This is a genomic window from Streptomyces sp. WAC 06738 (genome assembly GCF_003945505.1).
Classification (GTDB): Bacteria; Actinomycetota; Actinomycetes; order Streptomycetales; family Streptomycetaceae; genus Streptomyces.
Genome location: NZ_CP029618.1, coordinates 6,662,966 through 6,685,099 on the forward strand (window position 1 = coordinate 6,662,966; position 22,134 = coordinate 6,685,099).

Sequence of the window (22,134 nt, forward strand, 5' to 3'; positions counted from 1 at the left end):
TCAGTCCAGGTCGAAGCGGTCCAGGGTCATGACCTTGTCCCACGCCGCGACGAAGTCGTGCACGAACTTCTCCTTCGCGTCGTCGCTCGCGTACACCTCCGCCACCGCGCGCAGCTCCGAGTTCGAGCCGAACACGAGGTCCGCGCGCGTCCCCGTCCACTTGACCTCGCCGGTGGCCGGGTCGCTGCCCTCGAAGAGCTGGCCGTCGCCGTTGGCGGACGTCCACGTGGTGTCCAGGTCGAGCAGGTTGACGAAGAAGTCGTTCGTCAGCGTGCCCGGGGTGTCGGTGAACACGCCCTGCGCGGACTGCTGGTAGTTGGCGCCCAGCACGCGCAGGCCGCCGACGAGGACGGTCATCTCCGGGGCGGTGAGGCTGAGGAGGTTGGCGCGGTCGAGCAGCAGGTACTCGGCCGGCAGCCGGGTCTCCTTGCCCAGGTAGTTGCGGAAGCCGTCCGCGGCCGGCTCCAGCGCGGCGAAGGACTCGGTGTCCGTCTGCTCCTCGGTGGCGTCGGCACGGCCCGGCGCGAACGGGACCTGGACCTCGATGCCGCCGTCCCTGGCCGCCTTCTCGACGCCCGCGGCGCCGGCGAGGACGATCAGGTCGGCGAGCGAGATCCGCTTGCCGCCGGACTGCGCCGCGTTGAACTCCTCCTGCACGCCCTCCAGCGTGCGCAGCACCCGCGCCAGCCGGTCCGGCTCGTTGACCTCCCAGCCGATCTGCGGCTGCAGCCGGACGCGGGCGCCGTTGGCGCCGCCGCGCTTGTCGCTGGCGCGGAACGTCGACGCCGAGGCCCACGCCGTGGAGACCAGCTCGGAGACCGACAGCCCGGACTCCAGCACCTTGGCCTTGAGCGCCGCGACGTCCGCCGCGTCGACCAGCTCGTGCGTGACCTCCGGCAGCGGGTCCTGCCAGATCAGGTCCTCGGCCGGCACCTCCGGGCCGAGGTAGCGCACCTTCGGGCCCATGTCGCGGTGGGTGAGCTTGAACCAGGCGCGGGCGAAGGCGTCCGCGAACTCCGCGGGGTTGTCCTTGAAGCGCCGCGAGATCTGCTCGTACGACGGGTCGAAGCGCAGCGACAGGTCGGTCGTCAGCATCCTCGGCTCGTGCCGCTTGGCGGGGTCGTGGGCGTCGGGCACGGTGCCCGCGCCGGCGCCGTCCTTCGGCCGCCACTGGTGGGCGCCCGCGGGGCTCTTGAAGAGCTCCCACTCGTAGCCGAAGAGGATCTCGAAGAAGCTGTTGTCCCAGGTGGTGGGGGTGCCGGTCCAGGTGACCTCAAGGCCGCTGGTGATCGCGTCGCCGCCCTTGCCGCTGGCGTGGGTGCTGATCCACCCCAGGCCCATGGCCTCGATCGGGGCGCCCTCGGGGGCGGGGCCCACGGCGTCGGCGGGGCCGTTGCCGTGGGTCTTGCCGAAGGTGTGGCCGCCGGCGATGAGGGCGACGGTCTCCTCGTCGTTCATCGCCATCCGGCGGAAGGTCTCGCGGATGTCGCGGGCGGCGGCGATCGGGTCGGGGTTGCCGTTGGGGCCCTCGGGGTTGACGTAGATGAGGCCCATCTGCACGGCGCCGAGCGGGTTCTCCAGCTCGCGGTCGCCGCTGTAGCGGTTGTCGCCGAGCCACTCGGTCTCGGGGCCCCAGTAGACGTCCTCCTCGGCCTCCCAGACGTCCGCACGGCCGCCGGCGAAGCCGAAGGTGGTGAAGCCCATCGACTCCAGCGCGACGTTGCCGGAGAGGATCATGAGGTCGGCCCAGGACAGGCTCTGGCCGTACTTTTGCTTGACGGGCCACAGCAGCCGGCGGGCCTTGTCGAGGTTGCCGTTGTCCGGCCAGCTGTTCAGCGGGGCGAAGCGCTGCTGGCCGGAGCCGGCGCCGCCGCGGCCGTCGTGGATGCGGTACGTACCGGCGCTGTGCCAGGCCATCCGGATGATCAGCGGGCCGTAGTTGCCGAAGTCGGCCGGCCACCAGTCCTGCGAGGTCGTCAGCGCCTCGGCGATGTCCCGCTTCACCGCGGCCAGGTCCAGGCTGCGGAACGCCTCGGCGTAGTCGAAGTCCTCGCCGAGGGGGTTGGAGGCGGGCTGGTTCTTGGCGAGGATCTTCACGTTGAGGCGCTCGGGCCACCACTGGCGGTTGCCGCCGCCCTGGGTCGGGTGCGGGGCGCGGCCGTGCGCGACGGGGCAGCCTGCCGCCCCCTCCGGGTGGGTGTCGGTGACGTGTGCTTCAGGCTTGTCGGCCATGAAAATCCTTCCGGACCATGCGGTTGAGGGTGCGGTGCTCGGGGGCCGCGGGGCGGAGGAAGTACGGAAGCGCCGGGGCAGCCGGGCGTGAACCGTGCGGTGTCGCCGGTTTACACCTGGACGCGACCCTCGAACCGGGCTCCGGGCAGCCGTGCGGTTCGAAACGGCGGCGTACGCGCATGTCGGAGTCTTCGTTCCTGCCGTACGAGTTCTTCCTGTTTCCTGTGGCTGTCGCCGACTCCGATCCTACGGTGGACAGATTCTAAGTCAAGAAGGACGCCAATTTAGTAACGGATCGGAGTGGCGCCCGCCCGCCGGGTCCGGACACCTGTCCCCGGGCTGTGCCACGGGGCCTCAGAGCCAGCCGTTGCGCCGGAACCCCCGGTGCACCACGTAGCACGCCACCGCGATGACCAGCAGCGTCGCCGGATACCCGTAGACCGACTCCAGCCCGGGCATGTGGTCGAAGTTCATCCCGTACACCCCGCACACCATGGTCGGGATCGCGATGATCGCCGCCCATGCCGTGATCTTTCGCATGTCCTCGTTCTGCGCCACGGTCACCTGCGCCAGATGCGCCTGGAGGATGGAGTCCAGCAGCGCGTCGTACGACGTGATCTGGTCGGTGATCCGCTGCAGGTGGTCGGCCACGTCCCGGAAGTAGGCCCGGATCCCCGGCGCGATGTGCGGCATGGGACGGGTGGCGAGGCGCTGCAGCGGCCGGTCCAGCGGGGCGACGGCCCGGCGCAGCTCCAGCAGCTCGCGCTTGAGCTGGTAGATCCGGCCCGCGTCGCCGCTGCGGGCGTGCTCGCTGAAGACGGCGGTCTCCACGTCGTCGATGTCGCGCTGCACCGCGTCGGTCACCGCGAGATAGTCGTCGACGACGTGGTCGGCTATCGCGTGCAGCACCGCCGCCGGGCCCTGCGCGAGCTGCTCGGGCGCCGCCTCCAGCGCCTCGCGCAGCGGGCCGAGGGAGCCGTGCGGCCCGTGCCTGATGGTGATCACGAAGTCGGGGCCCGCGAAGACCATCAGCTCGCCGGTGTCGACGACCTCGCTGGTCGCGGTGAGCTCCGCGTGCTCCACGTAGCGCACGGTCTTGAAGACGGCGAAGAGCGTGTCGTCGTACTGCTCGACCTTCGGCCGCTGGTGCGCGTGCACCGCGTCCTCCACCGCCAGCGGATGGAGCCCGAACAGGTCCGCGAGCCCGGCGAACTCCTCCTGCCGCGGCTCGTGCAGCCCGATCCAGACGAAGCCGTGCCCGCGCCTGCGCACCTGCCGCAGCGCCTCGGCGGCCGGGCAGTTCCCCTGCTGGAGGCGCGCGCCGTCCAGGTACGACACGCAGTTCACCACCGCGCTGCCGAGCGGCGAGCGGGCGTGGTGGCTCAGGTCCACGGTGCGCCGGGGTGTCCTGCGCACCACGTGGCGGAGGCTCTTGATCATCGACACTGCGGGCTCCTTCGGCGGACCGGTGCCAGTCTGCCACCGGTCCGCCGCGCGCCGGGCGCCTTGCGGCGATCATCCGCGGGCCGCGAGGGGAGCGGGGGAGCGCGGTCAGTCGGCGGCTGTGCGCCCCCGGCGGCGCTGTACGTAGATGCGCCCGTCGGGGCCGCCGGTCCACTCCAGGCGCACGACGCCGGGGACGGCGGCGTCGTCGATGCGGGCGGGGTCGGCCCAGTAGCCGAAGTTGGGGTTGCGGAAGAACGTCGCCCACAGCCGGCCGTCCGCGTCGGCGAAGAAGTTGTTGTGCCCGGCGCCCACGCCCGCGGTCCAGCGCCGGGAGTACGGGCCCTCGAAGCGGTCGGCGACGGCCACCACCGCGTCGTACTGGTACTGCACGCGGCCGGCGCCGCCCGGCTCGTACGCGTGCCGCGTGCTGCCGTACGCGTCGAGCGAGGCCCGGTTCCACGCGGCGTGCAGCAGGAAGTACTTCCCGCGGTGCCTGAAGACGTACGCGCCCTCCAGGTACGGCTCGGGGGAGTAGCGCTGCTGCTCGAAGCGCGGCAGGTCCGTCGCCGGGACGATGTCCTCCATGTCGTCGCGGAACTTCGCGTACAGGTCGTTGTGGAGGACCAGCCAGGTGTCGCCGCCCTCGCTGTAGAGGCTGCCGTCGATGTGGTGGTACGCGCCGGGCTCGATGAACGACGGGCCGCCCTTGACCGGGTCGCCGAAGGGCTTGTCGAGATTCCCCTCGACCAGCCGGTACGGGCCCTCCACCCCGCCCTCGCTCACCAGCATGAACGAGCCGACCAGACGCGAGTGGTCGCCCATGCACGCCACGATGTACCAGCGGCCGTCGACGTAGTGCACCTCCGGCGCCCAGGCGTTGGCGCGCTTGCCGAACATGTCGTCGTGCCAGTACTCCTGCCACGGCGCGACGACGGTGCGGCCCGGCCGGTTCTCCCCGGCGAACTCCGGCGACCACACCTTGCCCTTCTCCGCGTCCGGCCGGATGCCGGTGGTGTCCGCCAGCTTCCAGGGGCCGCGCAGGGAGCGGGCCGTCCAGACGAAGATCCCGTCGTTCCACGGGCTCGCGGTCGTCAGCCCCGGGACGCGGGTGGTGCCGGTCGCGACGTACAGCGGACGGCCGTCCACCGAGAAGCAGTTGACGTACGTGTCGCGCATCCACACCACGCCGCGCTCCTCGTCGCGGGGGCGCAACTCCAGCGGCAGCACGAAGGAGTTGTCGTCGCGCGGCCACAGGTCGGCGCGGGTGTCGGCGAGCCCGTACGGCTCGGGGTCCGGCCAGTTCCCCGAGGCGTTGCCGCCGCCCCCGGCCGGGGCGGCGTCAGGGGAAGGTGCCGCGGACGCGGGCACGGGCGCCAGCGCCGCCGCCGCTCCCACGGAGCCGGCGCCGGCCAGCAGGGACCGCCGGCCGATGGACGAACCGCTCGCTGAGTGGGTCATCTTCTCTCGTCCTCCTCGTCGTGCCGCGCGCGCCGGCGGCCCCGGGACCTGTCCTGGCGCACAGCATGCGAACGCCCCCAGATTTTCGTCAACAGGTCGGAAAAATAATCCGGTCGGGCCGCGAGCGCCGCCCGGTCCGCGCCCCGGAGCATCGCCGCAGGTCACGCAAGATCCATCGTGCAGCAGCGGTAACGGAGTTTTGTGACGGGAGTCTTGCGGCCGTGTGTTTCTTTTTTCCGACCTGTTGACGAAAAACTCGGGGCGTCCCCATGCTGTCGGCCATGCACCCCTCCGCAGGCCCCCTCTCCCGCCTCCGCCGCGAGCACGAAGAGCTCGTGCTCTCCCTGCTGCGCAAGCACGGCCCCCTCAGCCGCGGCGAACTCGGGACCCGCTGCGGGCTCTCCCGCACCACGCTCTACGACATCGTCGGCGACCTCATCGCCAGCGGCGCCGTCGTCGCCGCCGTGCCGCTGGCCGAGGAGCGGCGGCGCGGCCGGCCCGTGGAGAAGCTCTCCCTCAACCCCGACGCCGGACAGGCCCTCGGCATCGACTTCGCCCGCCGCGCCGTCCACGTCGCCGCCGTCAACGTCGCCCACGAGATCGTCGGTTCCGCCAGCGAACAGCACGCCCCCGATCTCTCATGGGAGGAGCGCGTACGGCTCGCGGAACGGCTCGTCGGCACCCTCACCGGCGGCGTGCTGCGCCTCGGCGCGCTCGACGCCATCGGCGTCGGCGTCGTCGGCCCCATCGGCGCCCCCGGCGACCTCACCGCCGGCGGCCGCCGCCTCGACGTACTGTCGGACCTGCTGCGCAAGAGCTTCGGCGTGCCCGTACTCCTGGACAACAACACCCGCCTCGCCGCGCTCGCCGAAGCCACCTGGGGCGCCGCCGCCGACGACGCCGACGTGCTCTACCTGCGCGTCTCGCACGGCGTCGGCGGCGGCCTCATCGTCGGCGGCTCCCTGCACCGCGGCGCCTTCGGGCTCTCCGGCGAACTCGGCCACGTCACCGCCGTACCGGCCGGCGCGCCCTGCGAGTGCGGCGGCGCCGGCTGTCTGGAGACCGTCGCCTCCGTCGGCGCCGTACTCGACGCCTACCGCGCCGCCGGCGGCCAGGCCGGCGACCTCGCCGCCTTCACCGCCGCGCTCTCCGCGGGCGACCCCGCGGCCCGCGCCGTCCTGGCCGTCGCCGGCGCCCACATCGGCACCGTGCTCGCCGCCGTCTGCAACGCCATAGGCCCGGGCGTCATCGTCATCGGCGGCGAACTCGCCCGCGCCGGCGAGGCGCTCACCGGCCCCATCGAGAAGGCGCTCGGCGCCCACATCATGCCCGCCTCCCGCGACCGCGTGGTGCTGCGCCCCGCGACCCTCGGCGCCACCGGCGGCGCGCTCGGCGCCATCGCGCTGGTGCTGCACGAATCCCCCCTGCTCTCCCACTACCCCGCAGACGCCGGTCCCCAGGACGACGCGTGAGACGAACGAGGTACGTATGGCCGTGATCACCACACCCCGCAAGCGGGCCGCCCGGCCACGTACGCGCCGCAGCGAGCGGCGCGGCCGGGTCCGCTCCCTCGTACTGAACGTCATCGCCCTCGCCGCGGGCGTCGTCCTCTGGGCGGTGCTGGCCGCGCTCAACGTCGAGAGCCTGCCGGGACCGCTCGCCGTGGCGCAGAAGGCCGGCGACCTCATCGCCGACGGCACCCTCGCCGACGACCTGCTCGCCAGCCTCCGCCGCGTCTTCACCGGCTTCGCGCTCGGCACCGCGCTGGCGATCCCCGTCGGCTTCCTCATGGGCTGGTACCCCACGGCCCGCGGCCTGCTGGAGCCGTACGTCCAGTTCTTCCGCACCATCCCGCCGCTGGCGCTCATCCCGCTGGCGATCGTGCTCATGGGCATCGGCGAGACGCCGAAGGTCTTCGTCATCTTCCTGGCGGCGTTCCTGTCGTGCGTCGTCGCCGCCTTCCAGGGCGTGGTCGACGTGGACCGCACGCTCATCAACGCCGCCCGGGTCCTCGGCGCCTCCGACCGCGTGATCTTCCTGAAGGTCGTGATCCCGGCGTCGACCCCGTTCATCCTCGTCGGCATGCGCATCGGCCTCGGCGCCGCCTGGGCCACCGTGGTGGCCGCGGAGCTGATCGCCGCCCAGGAGGGCCTGGGCTTCCGCATGCAGCACGCCCAGACCTACTACGACCTCGACACCATCTTCGTGGGACTCATCACCATCGGCGTGCTCGGCCTGGTCATGGACCGGCTGCTGCTGCTCGCCGAACGGCGTCTCACCGGCTGGCAGGAGCGCCGATGACCGAGAAAATCTCCTTCCGGGACGTCGTGAAGACCTTCCCGATGAAGGGCACCGACTTCACCGCCCTCGACGGGGTGTCCCTGGACATCGCCGACCGCGAGTTCGTCACCGTCGTCGGCCCCTCGGGCTGCGGCAAGAGCACCCTGCTCAACATGGCCGCCGGGCTCGCGGAACCCACCTCGGGCTCCGTGCTGGTCGACGGCAGCCCCGTCACCGGTCCCGGGCCCGGCCGCGGCGTGATCTTCCAGCAGTACGCCCTCTTCCCCTGGCTGACGGTGCGGCGGAACGTCGAGTTCGGGCTGAAGCTCGCCGGTCTCGCGGCGGACGAGCGCAGGAAGCGCGCCGACAGCGCCATCGAGCTGGTCGGCCTCACCGACTTCGCCGACGCGCTGCCCAAGACCCTCTCCGGCGGCATGAAGCAGCGCTGCGCCATCGCCCGCGCGTACGCGGTCAACCCGCAGGTGCTGCTCATGGACGAGCCGTTCGGGGCGCTGGACGCGCTGACCCGGGTGCAGTTGCAGGACCAGCTCCTCGACACCTGGAGCCAGGACAAGCGCACCGTCATGTTCATCACCCACGACGTCGACGAGGCGGTCTACCTGGCCAGCCGGGTGGTGGTGATGGCCGCCCGCCCCGGGCGCATCCACCGGATCGTCGACGTCGCCCTGCCCTACCCCCGTACCGAGGAGATCCGGCTCTCGCCCGAGTTCGGCCGGATACGCAACGAGGTCTGGCACTCCGTCTACCACCAGGGCACCGCCCCGGCCGCCGCCTGACCGCACCCCGACGCCCGTACACCGCACAGGACTTCAGCACACCCGAAAGGACCACTCCGCCATGCGTGCGACCCGTCGTACCCTCGCCCTCTCACTCACCGTAGCGCTCATATCACTCCCGGTCGCCGCCTGCTCCGACGACAGCGGCGGCGGCGGTGACGGCAACACCGTCCGCTTCGGCTACATCAACGACTACAACGGCGCCAGCCTGCTGGCGATCGCCGAGAAGCAGGGCCTGTGGAAGGAGGCCGGACTCGACGCCGAGGTCTCCGTCTTCAACAACGGCCCCATCCAGATCCAGGCCCTCGGCGCCGGCGACCTCGACTTCGGCTACATCGGCCCCGGCGCGATGTGGCTGCCCGCCTCCGGCAAGGCCGACGTCATCGCCGTCAACACCCTCGGCTACGCCGACCGCGTCATCGCCCAGCCCGGCATCGGCTCCCTGGCCGGCCTCAAGGGCAAGAAGGTCGGCGTCCCCGAGGGCACCTCCGGCGACATGGCACTCAACCTCGCCCTCCAGGAGGAGGGGATGTCCATCGACGACGTCGAGAAGGTGCCGATGGACCCCGCGACGATCGTCTCCGCGTTCTCCTCCGGCCAGATCGACGGCGCCGGCCTCTGGTACCCGATGATCGACGAGATCAAGGCCAAGGTCCCCGACCTCGAAGAGGTCGCCAGCACCCGCGACTTCGAGAACGGCTACTTCCCCAACGCCTTCGTCGCCGGCACCGGCGTCGACCCCGAGCTCACCACCAAGGTCGTCGGCGTGCTCCAGAAGGCCAACGACTGGCGCTTCGAGAACCCCGAGGAGTCCGTCGCCGACACCGCCGCGATGCTCAAGCTCGACGAGGAGAAGGTGAAGGCCGACGCCGCCAACCAGGAACTCCTGGCCACCAAGGACCTCGTCGCCAAGACCGAGGACGGCACGGTCGGCGGCTGGCTGAACGACCTCGCCGAGTTCTTCGTCGGCACCGGCCAGCTCGACGAGGCCCCCGACCCGGCGGAGTACTACCTCGGCGACCTCTACACGAAGGCATCCACCAAGTCAGCTTCTCGGTCCTGAAGGGTCGGGCTTGATGGCCCGGGGTCTTCACACCGATTCGCGCTCCCGGCTGTCCCCTACGACAGGACGGCCACGGGTCGCATCCACCACAGGAGAGGAGGTGCTAGGTCTCTTGCAGTGCGGGACTGTTGACGAAGCCCCACGCCAGGCGTGCGCGCTCACGCACGTTGACCCCGGCGACGTGATCGGCCGGACCAGCGAGCCCGCACCGACGACAGCGAAAACGATCCCGGGCCGGCCGGTTGCCGCGCTCGGTGTGGCCGCAGCGCGGGCAGCGCTGCGAGGCATGGCGGGCGTCGACTTCGAGGAACGCCACACCGGCCCGGCGGCATTTGTATGCCAGGTGCTTACCGAGCTGTCGGAACGGCCAGGAGGAAAGCGCGGCCCGCTGGTCGCGGGAAGGCCGTACCCGTTCGCGGATTCCGCCGAGGTCCTCGACGGCGATACCGCGTCCGGTGCGTTGTGCGACGCCCCGGTCCACGCCGATCCAGCCACTCGGCTCCGCCACCGTGGGCTCGGGCACCTCACATACGGCGAGGAGCAGCCACTTTCCGGCACGGTGCACGAGATCGCTCTCGCCCTTGCGGTACTTCGCCAGCAGCGCCACCTGCTCCGGATGCCCGACGTAACACACGCCCTTCAGGCGCCCGTCGGTGGTCCAGATACTGACCGTGCGGGCGTCGTGCTGCCAGGACAGGATCCGGTCGTCGTAGGGCTGCGCCGCGTCCGGGCGGAACACGATCGGCTTCGACTCGGCCCTGACTCTGCGCTGCGAACCCGGCGGGCCGAGGTTTCCCGCCCGCACGTTGACCCTGAGGGTGGTGTAGGCATCCACGGTCTTCTTCACCGATCTGACGGCGGCCTGCGCAGCCAAACCGAAGTCTGCTTTCAGCTCGGCGTACACCTCCTTCTGCAGATCGTTACGCGACCGCTTGCCCGTCGAGTACGCCACTGCCGAGGCCCGGTTCGCCGCGGCATTGCAGGCGTGCAGCGTCCGCTGCAGTGCCGACGCCTCCTTGGGCGTCGGCAGCAACCTGACCTGCACCACCAGCCTCATGCAAGCAACCTACCGGCGACCACTGACAACGCCTCCCACGCAGATGACGCTGCGCCGCCCCCGACGCCAGGATCAGGTTTCGATTTCTCAGGATCCGAACGCTGGGGCTTCCTCGAAAGGGCAAGAGTGAACCTGCTGTTCTTCATGACCGACCAGCACCGCGTCGACACCCTGGGCTGTTACGGCAACCCGCACGTCGCCACCCCCCACCTCGACCGGCTCGCCGCCACCGGCACCCGGTTCGAGAGGTGCTACACCCCTACCGCCATCTGCACCCCCGCCCGCGCCAGCCTGCTCACGGGACAGGCGCCGTTCCGCCACCGGCTGCTCGCCAACTACGAACGCAACGTCGGCTATCTGGAGGACCTGCGGGACGACGCGTTCACCTTCCCCGGCGCGCTCGCCGCCCGCGACTACCAGCTCGGGCTCATCGGCAAGTGGCACGGCGGCACCCACCGCAACGCCGCCTCCTACGGCTTCGAAGGACCCGACCTGCCCGGCTGGCACAACCCCGTCGACCACCCCGACTACCTCGCCTACCTCGACGAGCGGGGGCTGCCGCCGTACCGGATCTCCGAGCCGATCCGCGGCACCACCCCCAACGGCAACCCGGGCAACCTGCTCGCGGCCCGCCTCCACCAGCCGGCCGAGGCCACCTTCGAGCACTACCTGGCCACCCGCGCCATCGAGCACCTGGACGCCTTCGCGGCCACCGGCCGCCCCTTCTTCCTCGCCACCCACTTCTTCGGCCCGCACCTGCCCTACCTGCTGCCCGACGAGTATTACGACATGTACGACCCGGATCTGGTCGAGCTGCCGCCGTCCATCGCCGAGACCTTCGAGGGCAAGCCGGCGGTCCAGCGCAACTACAGCGCGCACTGGACCTTCGACACCCTCCCCCTCGACGTCACCCGCAAGCTGATCGCCGTCTATTGGGGCTACGTCACCCTCATCGACCGCCAGATCGGCCGCATCCTCGCCCGCCTCGACGAACTCGGCCTCACCGACGGCACCGCCGTCTTCTTCACCGCCGACCACGGCGAGTTCACCGGCGCCCACCGGCTCCACGACAAGGGCCCGGCGATGTACGAGGACATCTACCGCATCCCCGGCATCGTCCGCGTCCCCGGTGCCCCGCCGCAGGTGAGGGACGAGTTCGTGACCCTCACCGACTGCACCGCCACCATCCTGGACCTCGCAGGATGCGACACCGCGCCCGCCGTCGACAGCCGCAGCCTGCTGCCGCTGGTCCGTGGCGAGCACCCCGAGTGGCCCGCGGAACTGCTCGCCGAGTTCCACGGCCACCACTTCCCGTACCCGCAGCGCATGATCCGCGACGAGCGCTACAAGCTCGTCGTCAACCCCGAGTCCGTCAACGAGCTGTACGACCTGCACGCCGACCCGCACGAGCTGACCAACCGCTACGCGCACCCCGAGATGCTCCCCGTACGCCGCCGGCTGCTGCGCCGGCTGTACGACCTGCTGCGCGAGCGCGGCGACAACTTCTACCACTGGATGACGCCGATGTACGACGTCGGCGCCCTCGACTACGACCCGACCCTCAGCGCATTCGAACCGGAAGGAACCACCGCATGAGACGGACGTGGACACGGACCGCGCTGCTGCTGTGCGCGCTCCTCGCAGGGCTGCTGCCGCTGTCGTCCGCGACGGCCGCGGACCCGGCCCCGGAGCCGGGCCGGGCCCAGGCCCCGGCGTCGGCGCCTGCTTCGGCTTCGGCTTCGGCTTCGGAGAAGAGCGCCCCCGGGACGTACACCAACCCGGTCACCGACGGCGTCGTCGACACCTTCCCCGACCCGGTGACGATCCGCGGCAAGGACGGCTACTGGTACTCCTACGGAACCCAGAACCCCGTCTTCCAGACCGGCGGCGAGCAGGGCGAGCGGATGCTGCCGATCCTGCGGTCGAAGGACCTGGCGAACTGGGAGTACGCGGGCGAGGTCTTCACCCCCGGGACCCAGCCCGAGTGGCACCGCGGCTCCCGGCTGTGGGCCCCCGACATCCGCTACAACGACGGCCACTACACCCTCTACTACTCCGTCCCGGGACGCGACACCGTCGGCGGCGCCACCGCGCCCACCCCGACCGGACCGTGGACGGACACCGGCCCCGTACTGCCCGCGCCCAGCGGCTGCCCCACCGGCGGCATCGACCAGGCGCAGTTCACCGACCGCGACGGCAAGACGTATCTGTACTGGGGCAGTTACGACATCCTCTGCGTCGCCGAGATGAACGCCGACCGGACCCGCATCACCGGCGAGGTGACGAAGGTCGCCCAGGGCCGGCGCATGGAAGGCGCGTTCGTCGTCCGCCGCGACGACCACTACTACCTCTTCTACTCCGACGCCGGCTGCTGCGACGGCGCGTACAGCGGCTACCAGGTCAAGGCGGGCCGCTCCACCAGCCCCACAGGACCGTTCCGCGACGACGAGGGCGTCGACCTGATGGCGCCGACCAGCAAGGGCGCCATCGTCCTCGGCGCCAACGGCAACCGCTGGATCGGCCCCGGGCACAACGGGCTCACCACCGACCTCGCCGGCCAGGACTGGCTCGTCTACCACGGCATCCCCGCCGACGACCCCGACCTCGACCGCTTCCCCCAACTGCCCGACCGCCAGCTCACCCGGCGCCCGATGCTCATGGACCGGCTCGACTGGATCGGCGGCTGGCCCGTCGTCCGCGCCGGCGCCGGGCCCTCCGAGGGCCCGCAGCGCGCCCCCGTCACCGACTGGGACGCCGGCGGCACCTTCGCCAGCGGTTCCCTCGACGGCTGGCGCGCCGAGGGCGCCGGCACCGGCGGCTGGTCGGTCGCGGACGACGCCGACTCCGGCCCGTACGCGACCCACGGGGGCGGCGACCGCGAGGCGTTCCTCGTCACCGACCGGTCCGCGCCGCGGGACCTGCGCGCCGAGGCCGACCTGCGGGTGACCTCGTCCGACGGCGCCGCGGGCCTCACCGTCGCCTACCGCGACCCGCGCAACCACACCACCGTCTGGCTCGACCGCGCACGCGGCGCCCTGGTCACCGACGTCGTCGTGGACGGCCGCAGCCGCGGCGAGCAGGTGACGCCGCTGCCCGCCTCCTACGACTGGGACTCCTGGCACAACGTCACCGCCGAGATCCGCGGCGGCCGCATGAGCGTCGAGGTGAGCGGCGACCGGCTGCGCGACGCCGTCGCCGCCCAGGAGCGCAAGCTGCCCGGGGCGGCCGTCAGGACGGGCGCGGTCGGCACCGCGGCCCGCGGCGGCGGCGCGGCGGCCGACAACGTCGGCGCGGCCCGGCTCCACGAACCGGTCACCAAGCGCGTACCCGAGCCGGCCACGGGCCGCCTCCTGCCCGGCTACGGCGACGAGTTCGACACCGCCGCCGTGCCCGGCACCGAGCCCGGCTCCCCGTGGCGGTGGCTGCGCGGCCCGGCGCCCGGCGTGACCGCGGACGGCGGCGAACTGGTCTGGCCCACGCAGAACGGCGAGCTGCACCTGAACAACAACACCGCCTCCGTACTGCTGCGGGACGCCCCCGAAGGCGACTACACGGTGACGGCGAAGCTCGACTTCGACCCTGCCCAGCCCAACCAGCAGGCGGGACTGCTCCTTTACGCCGACGACGACAAGTACTTCAAGATGACCCACTCCGCGCTGCCGCTCAACCGCGGCGGCGGCACGGTCCTCGACGTCAGCGAGTTCGGCAAGGAAGGCGGCCGCCCCACCACCTCGCCGCCGACGCCCGTCGCCAACGCGCCCATGTTCGGCGGCCCCACCGCGGACACCATGTGGCTGCGGCTGTCGTACCACCACGACGCGGAGAACGGCGAGCACGAGGTGCGCGCGGCCACCAGCCGCGACGGCCGCACCTGGGTGCACAACGGCGTGTGGACGCTGCCCGGGGACGAGCGGCTGCAGATCGGGCTGGTGTCGATGAACAAGGAAGGAGCGGTCGCGAAGTTCGACTACGTACGCACCCACCGGAGCCGGTGATCGCAGCCTGATCGGTTCCGACGTCTTGACGATCGGCCCGGCCGCGCTCACCGTTGCTGAGGCTGGTCCACCGGCCCCGCCGGCACTCCTGGTGCCGGCGGGGCCGCCTCGTGCGTCCCCCGTACGTCACCTCGGAGAGGTCCTCGTGAACAGCAAACTGCTCGGCGCGGGCACGGTCCTGGCGCTCCTCGCCTCCGCCGCCGCGATGCCCCCGGCGTCCGCTTCGGTGCCGGCGTCGTCCGTGCCCTCCGCCCCGGCCTCCCCGGCGGCGGCGAAGCCCCTGCCGCTGGGCGACCCCGGCCTCACCGAGACCAGGACCACCGAGACGCTGCAGCCCGGCGTCACCCTCACCCGCATCGTGCGCGGCGCCGGCAGCCCGCAACTCCCGTGGACCGTCGAGGTGTCCATCCCCGGCGGCGAAGGCTCGCCCGACCCCGACGCGCCGCCCGCCGCCCTGCGGGACCGGGCCAGCGCCGAGGAGCTGGCCGCGAAGCTCACCGGCGCCGGCTTCGCCGCCCGCGCCGAGGAGGTCACGACGCCCGCGCTCGCCGACTTCGCCGGGGGCACCCTCGGCTGGCGGGTCCGCGTCGGCTCGTTCGACGGGCAGGCCGCCGCGAACGCCGAACGGGCCCGGCTGGTCGCCGCCGGCTATACCGGCTCCGCCGCGTACACCGGCTGGGACGGCGACCCCGGCGTCCGCGGCACCTGGCGGGTCGACGTGCTCACCGTCGACCCGCGCACCTTCCGCGGCGGGCTCACCGCCTCGTACGGTCCCGACCTGGAGAACCGCGAGAAGACCAGCGAACTCGCCGCCGCCGCGGGCGCGACCGCCGGGGTGAACGCCGGGTTCTTCGTCCTCGACCCGAAGGCCGGCGCCCCCGGCGACCCCGCGGGCGCCGGCGTCTACGACGGCCGCGTGCTCAGCGAGTCCGTCGGCACCCGGCCCGCGCTGGTGCTGCGCGAGTCGGCCCGGGACACGGGCGTCACCCGGCTCGGCTGGCAGGGCAGCGTCACCGCCCGCGGCGGCGCGCTGCCGCTGGACGGTATCGACCGCGTACCGGGCCTCATCCGCAACTGCGGCGGCACCGCCGACGACACCCCGACCTCCCTTCCGCGGCACGACGTGACCTGCACCGACGACGACGAAGTCGTCGCCTTCACCGGGGAGTACGGGGCCCGCACCCCCGCGGGCGACGGCACCGAGGCCGTGCTCGACGCCCGCGGCCGGGTCGTCGAGGTGCGCTCCCCGCGCGGCGGCCCGCTGCCGGCCGGCGGCACCTCCGTCCAGGCCACGGGCGCGCACGCCGACGAACTGGCCGCCCTCGCCCGCCCCGGAGAGCTACTGCGCGTACGCCACGGGCTGCACGACGACCGCGGCCGTCCGCTGGCCACCACGCCGGGCACCGCCGTTGTCAACGGCGGTCCCGAACTCGTCCGCGACGGCCGCACGCACGTCACGCCCGCCGCGGACGGCATGGTCCAGCCGGGGAACCCGAGCTTCTATTACGGCTGGATGCACAAGCGGAACCCACGCACCCTCGCCGGTGTCGACGCCGCGGGCCGCACCGTCCTCGTCACCGCGGACGGCCGCGCCACGGACTCCCTCGGCCTCAGCATCCCCGAAAGCGCCGACGTCGCCCGCGCGCTGGGGCTCCGCGACGCCGTGAACCTCGACGGCGGCGGCTCGACCACGATGGCCGTCGGCGGCGAGGTGATCAACGACCCGTCCGACGCGGCGGGGGAGCGGCCGGTCGGCGACGCGCTGCTGATCCTGCCGCAGCGGCGCTGACGACGTTCCTGCGCCGGGAACACGCACGTCCGAACACGCACGTCCAGCGACCCACACCACCAACGGGAGCCGCCATGACAGCAGTTCAGACCGTGAGAAACCGCTTGCTACTGATCCTCACCGCCCTCCTCCTCACCCTCGTCCCCGCCGCCCCGTCGCTGGCCGCGGCCGCCCCGGAAGCCCCCGCGGGAGCCGCCGCGCAGGGCGGGCCCCGGGGTGACGCCGAGGTCGTCGGCGTCGAACAGGTCGGCGAGCGCCTGGTGGACCTGTCGGTACGGTCCCCCGCCCTCGGTGGCCGCACCGTCCCCGTACGCCTGCTGACCCCCGACGGCTGGAACGCCAAGGAGCCCGGCCGGAACTGGCCCACCCTGTGGCTGCTGCACGGCTGCTGCGGTGACTACACGTCGTGGACGTCGGCGACCGACGTCGAGGACACGGACGACCTGCGGAACGTCCTCGTCGTCATGCCCGAGGCCGGCTGGAACGGCTGGTACAGCGACTGGTGGAACTTCGGCGCGGGCGGCGACCCGGCATGGGAGACCTTCCACACCGACGAACTGCGCCGCCTGCTGGAGAGCGACTGGGGGGCAAGCAGCAACCGGGTGGTCGCGGGCCTGTCGATGGGCGGCCAGGGCGCGCTGATGTACGCGGCCCGCCACCGCGGCATGTTCCGCGCCGCCGCCGCCTACTCCGGCGCCGCGCACCCGCTGCTCAACGACGAGTCGGTGGGCCGCATCATGGGCTTCTTCGCCGGCCAGGGCGACGACCCGCGCCGCGTCTGGGGCGACCCGGTCGACCAGCGCGCCATCTGGCAGGCCCACGATCCGTACTACCTGGCGAAGAAGCTGAAGTCGACGCCGGTCTACCTCTCCTGCGGCGACGGCACGGCGGGCCCGCTGGACCCGCCCGGCGCGAGGGACGCCCTGGAGGCGGACTTCAACAGGCAGAACCAGGCGCTGGCCGACGAGCTGAAGCGGGTCGGCGCGAAAAAGGTGATCACCAACCTCTACGGTCCCGGCACCCACCGCTGGGCGTACTGGGAGCGGGAGTTGCACGCCTCGCTGCCGATGCTGCTGGACGCGCTGAAGGTGCGCTGACGGTGCGCTGAGGAACCCGTACAGGACCCGCCCAGCCGTCGGCTGGGCGGGTTACTCACTGGACTGGAGTAGTCACGGTCCGTAATCATGGCGGTGCCGGAGTTCCGGCAGTGACACATGAGAGGTGGCCGGACATGGGGAAAGTCGGCAACGTCAGCCTGTACGGGGGCGAGTCGGAGGCAGCGGACAATCTCAAGACCTTCGGGGCGATGCTGAAGGTGCTCCGGGACGAGGCGGGGCTGACGCAGGAGGCGCTGGCCGACGGCCTGGGGTACTCGGTGGAACACATCTCCAAGATCGAGCGGGGCGGCCGGTTCCCGCCGAGGGACCTGGACAAGCTGGCGGAGGAGGTGCTGGGCCCGCTGGCGGCGAGGCTGCTGAGGGAGACGCGCCTGAGCCTGACGAGGAAGGCGGGCCTGGCGTCGCGGTTCAGGCACTGGGCGGTGATCGAGAAGGAGGCGCTGACGCTGTACGCGTACGAGTGCCGCACGATTCCCGGGCTGTTGCAGCCCGAGGCGTACGCCCGCGCGCTGTTCGGTACCGGACTGCCGCCGATGACCGAGGAGCAGATCGAACGGCAAGTCGCGGCAAGGCTGGAGCGGCAGGTCGTCCTCGATGAGCGTCCGAACACGTACTTCGGCTTCATCCTGGAACAGGCCCTGCTGGAGAGGCATGTGGGCGGGGTCGAGGTCACCCGCGTCCTGCTCGACCACCTCCTCGGTGCGGGCGAACGCCGCAACGTCGAGATCCAGGTGATGCCGCGTCGCATGGAGAACCACGCCGGGGGAGACGGCTCTCTCTACCTCGCCGAAACCGTCGACCACAAGTGGCTTGGCTACTCCGAGGGGCAGCGGTCGAGCAATCTGATCAGCGACCTGGCCGATGTGGGTATGCTCCAGCAGCGCTACCGGAAGCTCAGTTCCCAGGCACTCAGCCACGAAGCTACGGTGGACTTGTTGCAGCAGATGCGAGGAGACCTATGAGCAGGATCGGACCGGAGTGGTTCAAGAGCAGCTACAGCGGAACCGAGGGCGACAACTGCATCGAGGTCGCCGTGACTCCGCAGGCTGTCCTCGTCCGCGACACGAAGGACCGGGAGGGCGGCCAGCTCTCTGTGACCCCCGCGGCCTGGGCCGACTTCGTCGCCTTCGCCAAGGCCGTCGAACTCTGAAGCACCCCCCGCCCGTGCGGCCGCACCCGGCCGCACGGGCTTGCACCGCGCAACGAGGTGAGCGGAGTTCGTTGCGGGGGTGGTGCCGGGGGGTCGCCCTTCCCACACTGGTGGCGTACGGGCGACGGGGGGCACAGACATGGCGACGCGCGCGGAACCGGCGCGGGCACCGCTGCCGGAGCGGCGGCCGGAGCTGGACGCGATCCGGATGCTGGTCGTGATCGGGCTGGTCTTCTTCCACTCGGCGCTCGTCTTCGCCGCCGACGACGACTTCTACGTCAAGAACGCCGAGACCACAGAAGCCATCATGGTCATCGCCGGGTTCGCGGTCGTCTGGGCCATGCCGCTGCTGTTCCTCATCTCCGGCCTCGGTGCCTGGCACTCGCTTCAGCGCCGCGGCGCCGGCGGCTTCGCCACCGAGCGGCTGCTGCGGCTCGGTGTTCCGCTGGTCTTCGCGACCCTCGCGCTGAACCCGCTGCCGCAGTGGCTGCGGCTGCGCTCGGCCGACCCCGGCTACCACGAGTCGTACCTCGGCTTCCTGCCCCGCTTCTACGACGTGCACCTGGAGCCAGAAGAGTTCCCCTTCCTCGTCCAGGGCGAGCACTTCGAGACCGGCCATCTCTGGTTCGTCGTGCTGCTCCTGGCGTTCTCCCTCATGCTGGTGCCCTTTCACCGGTGGCTGCCGCGCGAGGGCGTCCGATGCATCGGCGACCGGGTGGCGGAGGCGACCGTGTACCGGCGGGGCACCGTGTTCCTGCCGGCCCTCGCCTTCGCGGCGATCTGTGCCTTCGGGCGGATGGAAGAGGACTACGCGGGCTGGCACCGCTGGTCGTACCTGCTGTTCTTCGTTGCCGGCTTCGCGCTCGCCGCCGACGACCGCTTCCGCACCGTGATGCGGCGCGACGCCCGGCCCGCAGCCTGGCTCGGCGCCCTGCTGTTCGCGGCTTCCGGCCCCGGCTTCGCCCTGGCCGACGAGCCCTTCACGGAGATGACCGCCCTGGCCACCGTCTCGCGGGCGCTGTTCGGTGCGGCCGGATGGTGCCTGGTGGTCGCCATCCCGGGCCGCCTCGACCGTCGGCGGCCGGCGCAACCGGGTGCGGCGCCGAAGCCGACCCCGGCGGCGAGGCGTCTGCGCCTCTACGGCTATCTCTCCGCGGCCGTGTTGCCGCTGTACGTCCTGCACCAGCCGATCGTGGTCGCCGTCGCCTACTTCGTGACCGGCTGGTCCGCGCCGATCCCGGTCGAGTACGCCGTGCTCGTGGTGATCGCCCTCCTCCTCACCCTCACCGCGTACGAACTGCTCGTCCGCCGCACGCGGGCGACCCGCTTCCTCTTCGGGATGCGGCCCTAGACCGGGTATCGAAGGTGCCGGTCGTCGGCGTGGCACTGCCTGAAATGACATGCCGTCTTCGCTCGGTCGTGCTGGGATCGACGTTATGAATAACTATTCTCCGGACGAAGCTGACTTGACGGACAGGATGGAGCGGAACCTGGCGGAACACGCCTGTCATCTCCACCGGAGTATGTCCGGTGCGACAGTCGCAGAGACCGGAGACCTCCTGGTCGCGGACAGCGGCCTGGACGACGACACGTTCAACATCGTCGCCGCGGCCCGCTTCACCGCCGCCGACGCTACGGCCCGCATCGCCGAGACCGCCGGGAGGCTGGTCGACACCGGCCGCAGTTTCTCCTGGTGGGTGGGTCCTGCCTCGACACCGGCGGACCTCACTGCCCGCCTGGCGGCGGCCGGTCTGCCGGTGTCCGAACGCGAGACGGCGATGTGGGCAGACCTGGACGACACCCTGCCGCTTCCCGCCGTGCCGGATCTGGACATCCGGACGGTGACCACGCCCGAACAGCTCGCCGACTACGCCACGGTCCTCGCCGCGAACTGGAATCCACCCGCAGAAACCGTCCGCGACTTCTTCGGCCGGGCCGCTCCGCAGGCACTGGCCGCGACCTGCCCGGCCCGGTACCTGGTGGGCTACGTGGAGAACCGTCCGGTCTGCTCCGCCGAGGTGTTCCACCACGCGGGAGTCGCCGGCATCTACAACATCTCCACCCTGGCCGCCCACCGCCGGCGCGGCTACGGCGGAGCCATCACGCTCGCGGCCCTCCGCGCGGCCTGCGGGCGAGACCACCGCATCGCGGTCCTGCAAGCGTCGACCGACGGCGAGCCCGTCTACCGCCGCCTGGGGTTCCGCGCCTGCGGCCAGTTCGTCGAACATGCCATCAACGCCTGAACCGCCAAGACTCCACGGGCTCGCCGTTCGTCATCCCTCCACGAGCCGGTCCACAGCCACTCATTGATGGCCGCTACGAGGACGGTGGCCTCGTAGCGGCCCGCGAGCTTGCCGTATCTCTTGGCCACGGCGCGGTTTCCCTCCGGCGCGGGTTCGAACTGCGGCGAGCCGCCGCGCTGCCCTGCCCGATGCGCCATTACTAGAGCATGCACTCTGTTAATGTGCGGGAAAGGCCCGGCCGGGCAGGTCGCCGGGCCGCGGTGATGGCGGCTGCCACGGGAGGCGTACATGCAGGGACGGGGAGTGCGGGCACGAGGGTTGAGCCGGAAGCGGTTCCTGGCCGGGGCGGCGGGGCTCGGGGCCGCCGCCGCGATCGGGTCGGTGGCCGCCGCGAACAGCGGCGGTGCCGCGGAGCCGGCGCGGGCGGCCGGTGGCGCCGCGGGCCGTGCCGCCGGGGGCAAGGGCGGGGTGCGGTACCGCAGCGTCTGCTACACCATCGGCGCCGGGGAGACGCCCGCCACCCGGTGGAGCGCCGCCCGGATGCGGCGCGACATCCGCGCCATCCGCGACGGGCTGCACGCCAACGCCGTGAAGGTCACCGGCGACGGCGTGGCCCGGCTGACCGCCACCGCCGAGGAGGCCGCCGAGCGCGGCCTGTACGTACGTGCCGAACCCACCCTCGGCGACCGGCCGCCGCGCGAGATCCTCGACCACCTCGCCGAAGTCGGCCGGCACGCCGAGGGGTTGCGCCGCCAGGGCGCCGGGGTCGAGCTGAGCGTCGGGTGCGAGTTCTGGCTCTTCGTGCCCGGCATCGTGCCCGGCGCGGACGTCTTCGAGCGGATCGAGAACATCCAGAACGGCACCTTCGACCCGGTCGAGATGCAGCGCAAGCTCGACGAGTTCACCGCCCGCGCCGCGGCCGTCGGCCGGTCCGTCTTCGGCGGCGAACTCAGCTACGCCGCCGCCCAGGACGACGAGGTCGACTGGGGCCTCTTCGACATCGTCGGCATCGACTACTACGGCTACCACCCGCGCCCCGCCGGCTACCGCCGCGACCTGCGCGCGTACCTGCGCTTCGGGAAGCCGCTGTCGATCTCCGAGTTCGGCTGCTGCACGTACGAGGGCGCCCCCGCGGACGGCGGCATGGGGTGGGCCAAGGTCGACTACGAGAAGACGCCGCCGGAGCTGACCGAGCCGCTGGTGCGCAGCGAGCGCACGCAGGCCGCGTACCTCACCGACGTCTACGACGTCATCGAGTCGATGCAGCTCCACTCGGCGCACGCCTTCGAGTTCCTCACCCCCGGGTCCTGGCACTGGCCGGACGACCCGGTGCACGACCTCGACACCGTCAGCTACGCCATCGTCAAGCCGGTCCAGGACACGCCCGGCGACCCGGAGTCGCCCTGGCACTGGGAGCCCAAGGAGGCGTACCACGCGCTCGCCTCCCGCTACGCCCGCGCCGCCCGGCGGTAGCGGCCGCCATCGCGCCCGGGTGCCCTCCCCGGG

Annotated in this window: 17 protein-coding genes; 13 read left to right on the forward strand and 4 right to left on the reverse strand. The window is 71.9% G+C overall.

The features are described from left to right. The 3 genes from katG to DMB38_RS29135 all read right to left on the reverse strand — a co-directional run bounded on the left by katG (nt 1) and on the right by DMB38_RS29135 (nt 5,136). On the reverse strand, nt 1-2,232 hold the full coding sequence (gene katG, locus DMB38_RS29125; protein WP_125937641.1) for a catalase/peroxidase HPI: 2,232 nt from the start codon (nt 2,230-2,232) through the stop codon (nt 1-3). A gap of 354 nt (nt 2,233-2,586) precedes the next feature. Further along, nucleotides 2,587-3,672, reverse strand: a complete 1,086-nt coding sequence (locus tag DMB38_RS29130; protein WP_125939349.1) for a magnesium and cobalt transport protein CorA — start codon at nt 3,670-3,672, stop codon at nt 2,587-2,589. A gap of 111 nt (nt 3,673-3,783) precedes the next feature. Beyond that, entirely contained in the window at nt 3,784-5,136 is a 1,353-nt protein-coding gene (locus DMB38_RS29135; RefSeq protein ID WP_125937642.1) for a family 43 glycosylhydrolase, read from the reverse strand. A gap of 269 nt (nt 5,137-5,405) precedes the next feature. Here DMB38_RS29135 and DMB38_RS29140 point away from each other — a divergent pair, with 269 nt between their 5' ends. From DMB38_RS29140 to DMB38_RS29155, 4 genes are all read left to right on the forward strand, one after another. Then, entirely contained in the window at nt 5,406-6,608 is a 1,203-nt protein-coding gene (locus DMB38_RS29140; RefSeq protein ID WP_047018595.1) for an ROK family protein, read from the forward strand. Nucleotides 6,609-6,624: 16 nt separating this feature from the next. Continuing rightward, nucleotides 6,625-7,437, forward strand: coding sequence for an ABC transporter permease (locus DMB38_RS29145; RefSeq protein WP_125937643.1), 813 nt, complete (start codon nt 6,625-6,627; stop codon nt 7,435-7,437). Beyond that, nucleotides 7,434-8,213: an ABC transporter ATP-binding protein gene (locus tag DMB38_RS29150; protein WP_125937644.1), complete on the forward strand. Its 780-nt coding sequence runs from the start codon at nt 7,434-7,436 to the stop codon at nt 8,211-8,213. Before DMB38_RS29145 ends, DMB38_RS29150 begins: the two co-directional genes overlap by 4 nt. Nucleotides 8,214-8,274: 61 nt before the next feature. Further along, complete coding sequence (locus DMB38_RS29155; RefSeq protein WP_125937645.1) at nt 8,275-9,276, forward strand: aliphatic sulfonate ABC transporter substrate-binding protein; 1,002 nt, start codon at nt 8,275-8,277, stop codon at nt 9,274-9,276. A gap of 103 nt (nt 9,277-9,379) precedes the next feature. Here DMB38_RS29155 and DMB38_RS29160 read toward each other — a convergent pair whose 3' ends face one another. Further along, complete coding sequence (locus tag DMB38_RS29160) at nt 9,380-10,333, reverse strand: zinc ribbon domain-containing protein (protein WP_240662523.1); 954 nt, start codon at nt 10,331-10,333, stop codon at nt 9,380-9,382. Between the two features lie 126 nt (nt 10,334-10,459). On the opposite strand from DMB38_RS29160, the gene DMB38_RS29165 reads away from it, so the two are divergent. From DMB38_RS29165 to DMB38_RS29210, 9 genes are all read left to right on the forward strand, one after another. After that, nucleotides 10,460-11,929: a sulfatase-like hydrolase/transferase gene (locus DMB38_RS29165; protein WP_125937646.1), complete on the forward strand. Its 1,470-nt coding sequence runs from the start codon at nt 10,460-10,462 to the stop codon at nt 11,927-11,929. Then, the gene (locus tag DMB38_RS29170; RefSeq protein WP_125937647.1) at nt 11,926-14,328 is read left to right on the forward strand and encodes a family 43 glycosylhydrolase; all 2,403 of its coding nucleotides are present in this window, start codon (nt 11,926-11,928) and stop codon (nt 14,326-14,328) included. The genes DMB38_RS29165 and DMB38_RS29170 overlap by 4 nt, the downstream gene beginning before the upstream one ends. A gap of 145 nt (nt 14,329-14,473) precedes the next feature. Then, nucleotides 14,474-16,117: a phosphodiester glycosidase family protein gene (locus DMB38_RS29175; protein ID WP_125937648.1), complete on the forward strand. Its 1,644-nt coding sequence runs from the start codon at nt 14,474-14,476 to the stop codon at nt 16,115-16,117. A gap of 74 nt (nt 16,118-16,191) precedes the next feature. Beyond that, the gene (locus tag DMB38_RS29180) at nt 16,192-17,214 is read left to right on the forward strand and encodes an alpha/beta hydrolase family protein (RefSeq protein WP_125937649.1); all 1,023 of its coding nucleotides are present in this window, start codon (nt 16,192-16,194) and stop codon (nt 17,212-17,214) included. A gap of 134 nt (nt 17,215-17,348) precedes the next feature. After that, entirely contained in the window at nt 17,349-18,197 is an 849-nt protein-coding gene (locus DMB38_RS29185) for a helix-turn-helix transcriptional regulator (protein WP_125937650.1), read from the forward strand. Next, nucleotides 18,194-18,385, forward strand: coding sequence for a DUF397 domain-containing protein (locus tag DMB38_RS29190; protein ID WP_125937651.1), 192 nt, complete (start codon nt 18,194-18,196; stop codon nt 18,383-18,385). Before DMB38_RS29185 ends, DMB38_RS29190 begins: the two co-directional genes overlap by 4 nt. Before the next feature lie 139 nt (nt 18,386-18,524). Further along, nucleotides 18,525-19,736, forward strand: coding sequence for an acyltransferase (locus DMB38_RS29195; protein WP_125937652.1), 1,212 nt, complete (start codon nt 18,525-18,527; stop codon nt 19,734-19,736). A gap of 127 nt (nt 19,737-19,863) precedes the next feature. Continuing rightward, a complete protein-coding gene (locus DMB38_RS29200; RefSeq protein ID WP_125939351.1) occupies nt 19,864-20,628 on the forward strand; it encodes a GNAT family N-acetyltransferase in 765 nt (254 codons plus the stop codon). A 318-nt stretch (nt 20,629-20,946) separates the two neighbouring features. Continuing rightward, nucleotides 20,947-22,101 (forward strand): abortive phage infection protein, encoded by a 1,155-nt coding sequence (locus DMB38_RS29210; protein ID WP_125937653.1) that lies wholly within the window; start codon nt 20,947-20,949, stop codon nt 22,099-22,101. Nucleotides 22,102-22,134 lie beyond the last annotated feature (33 nt).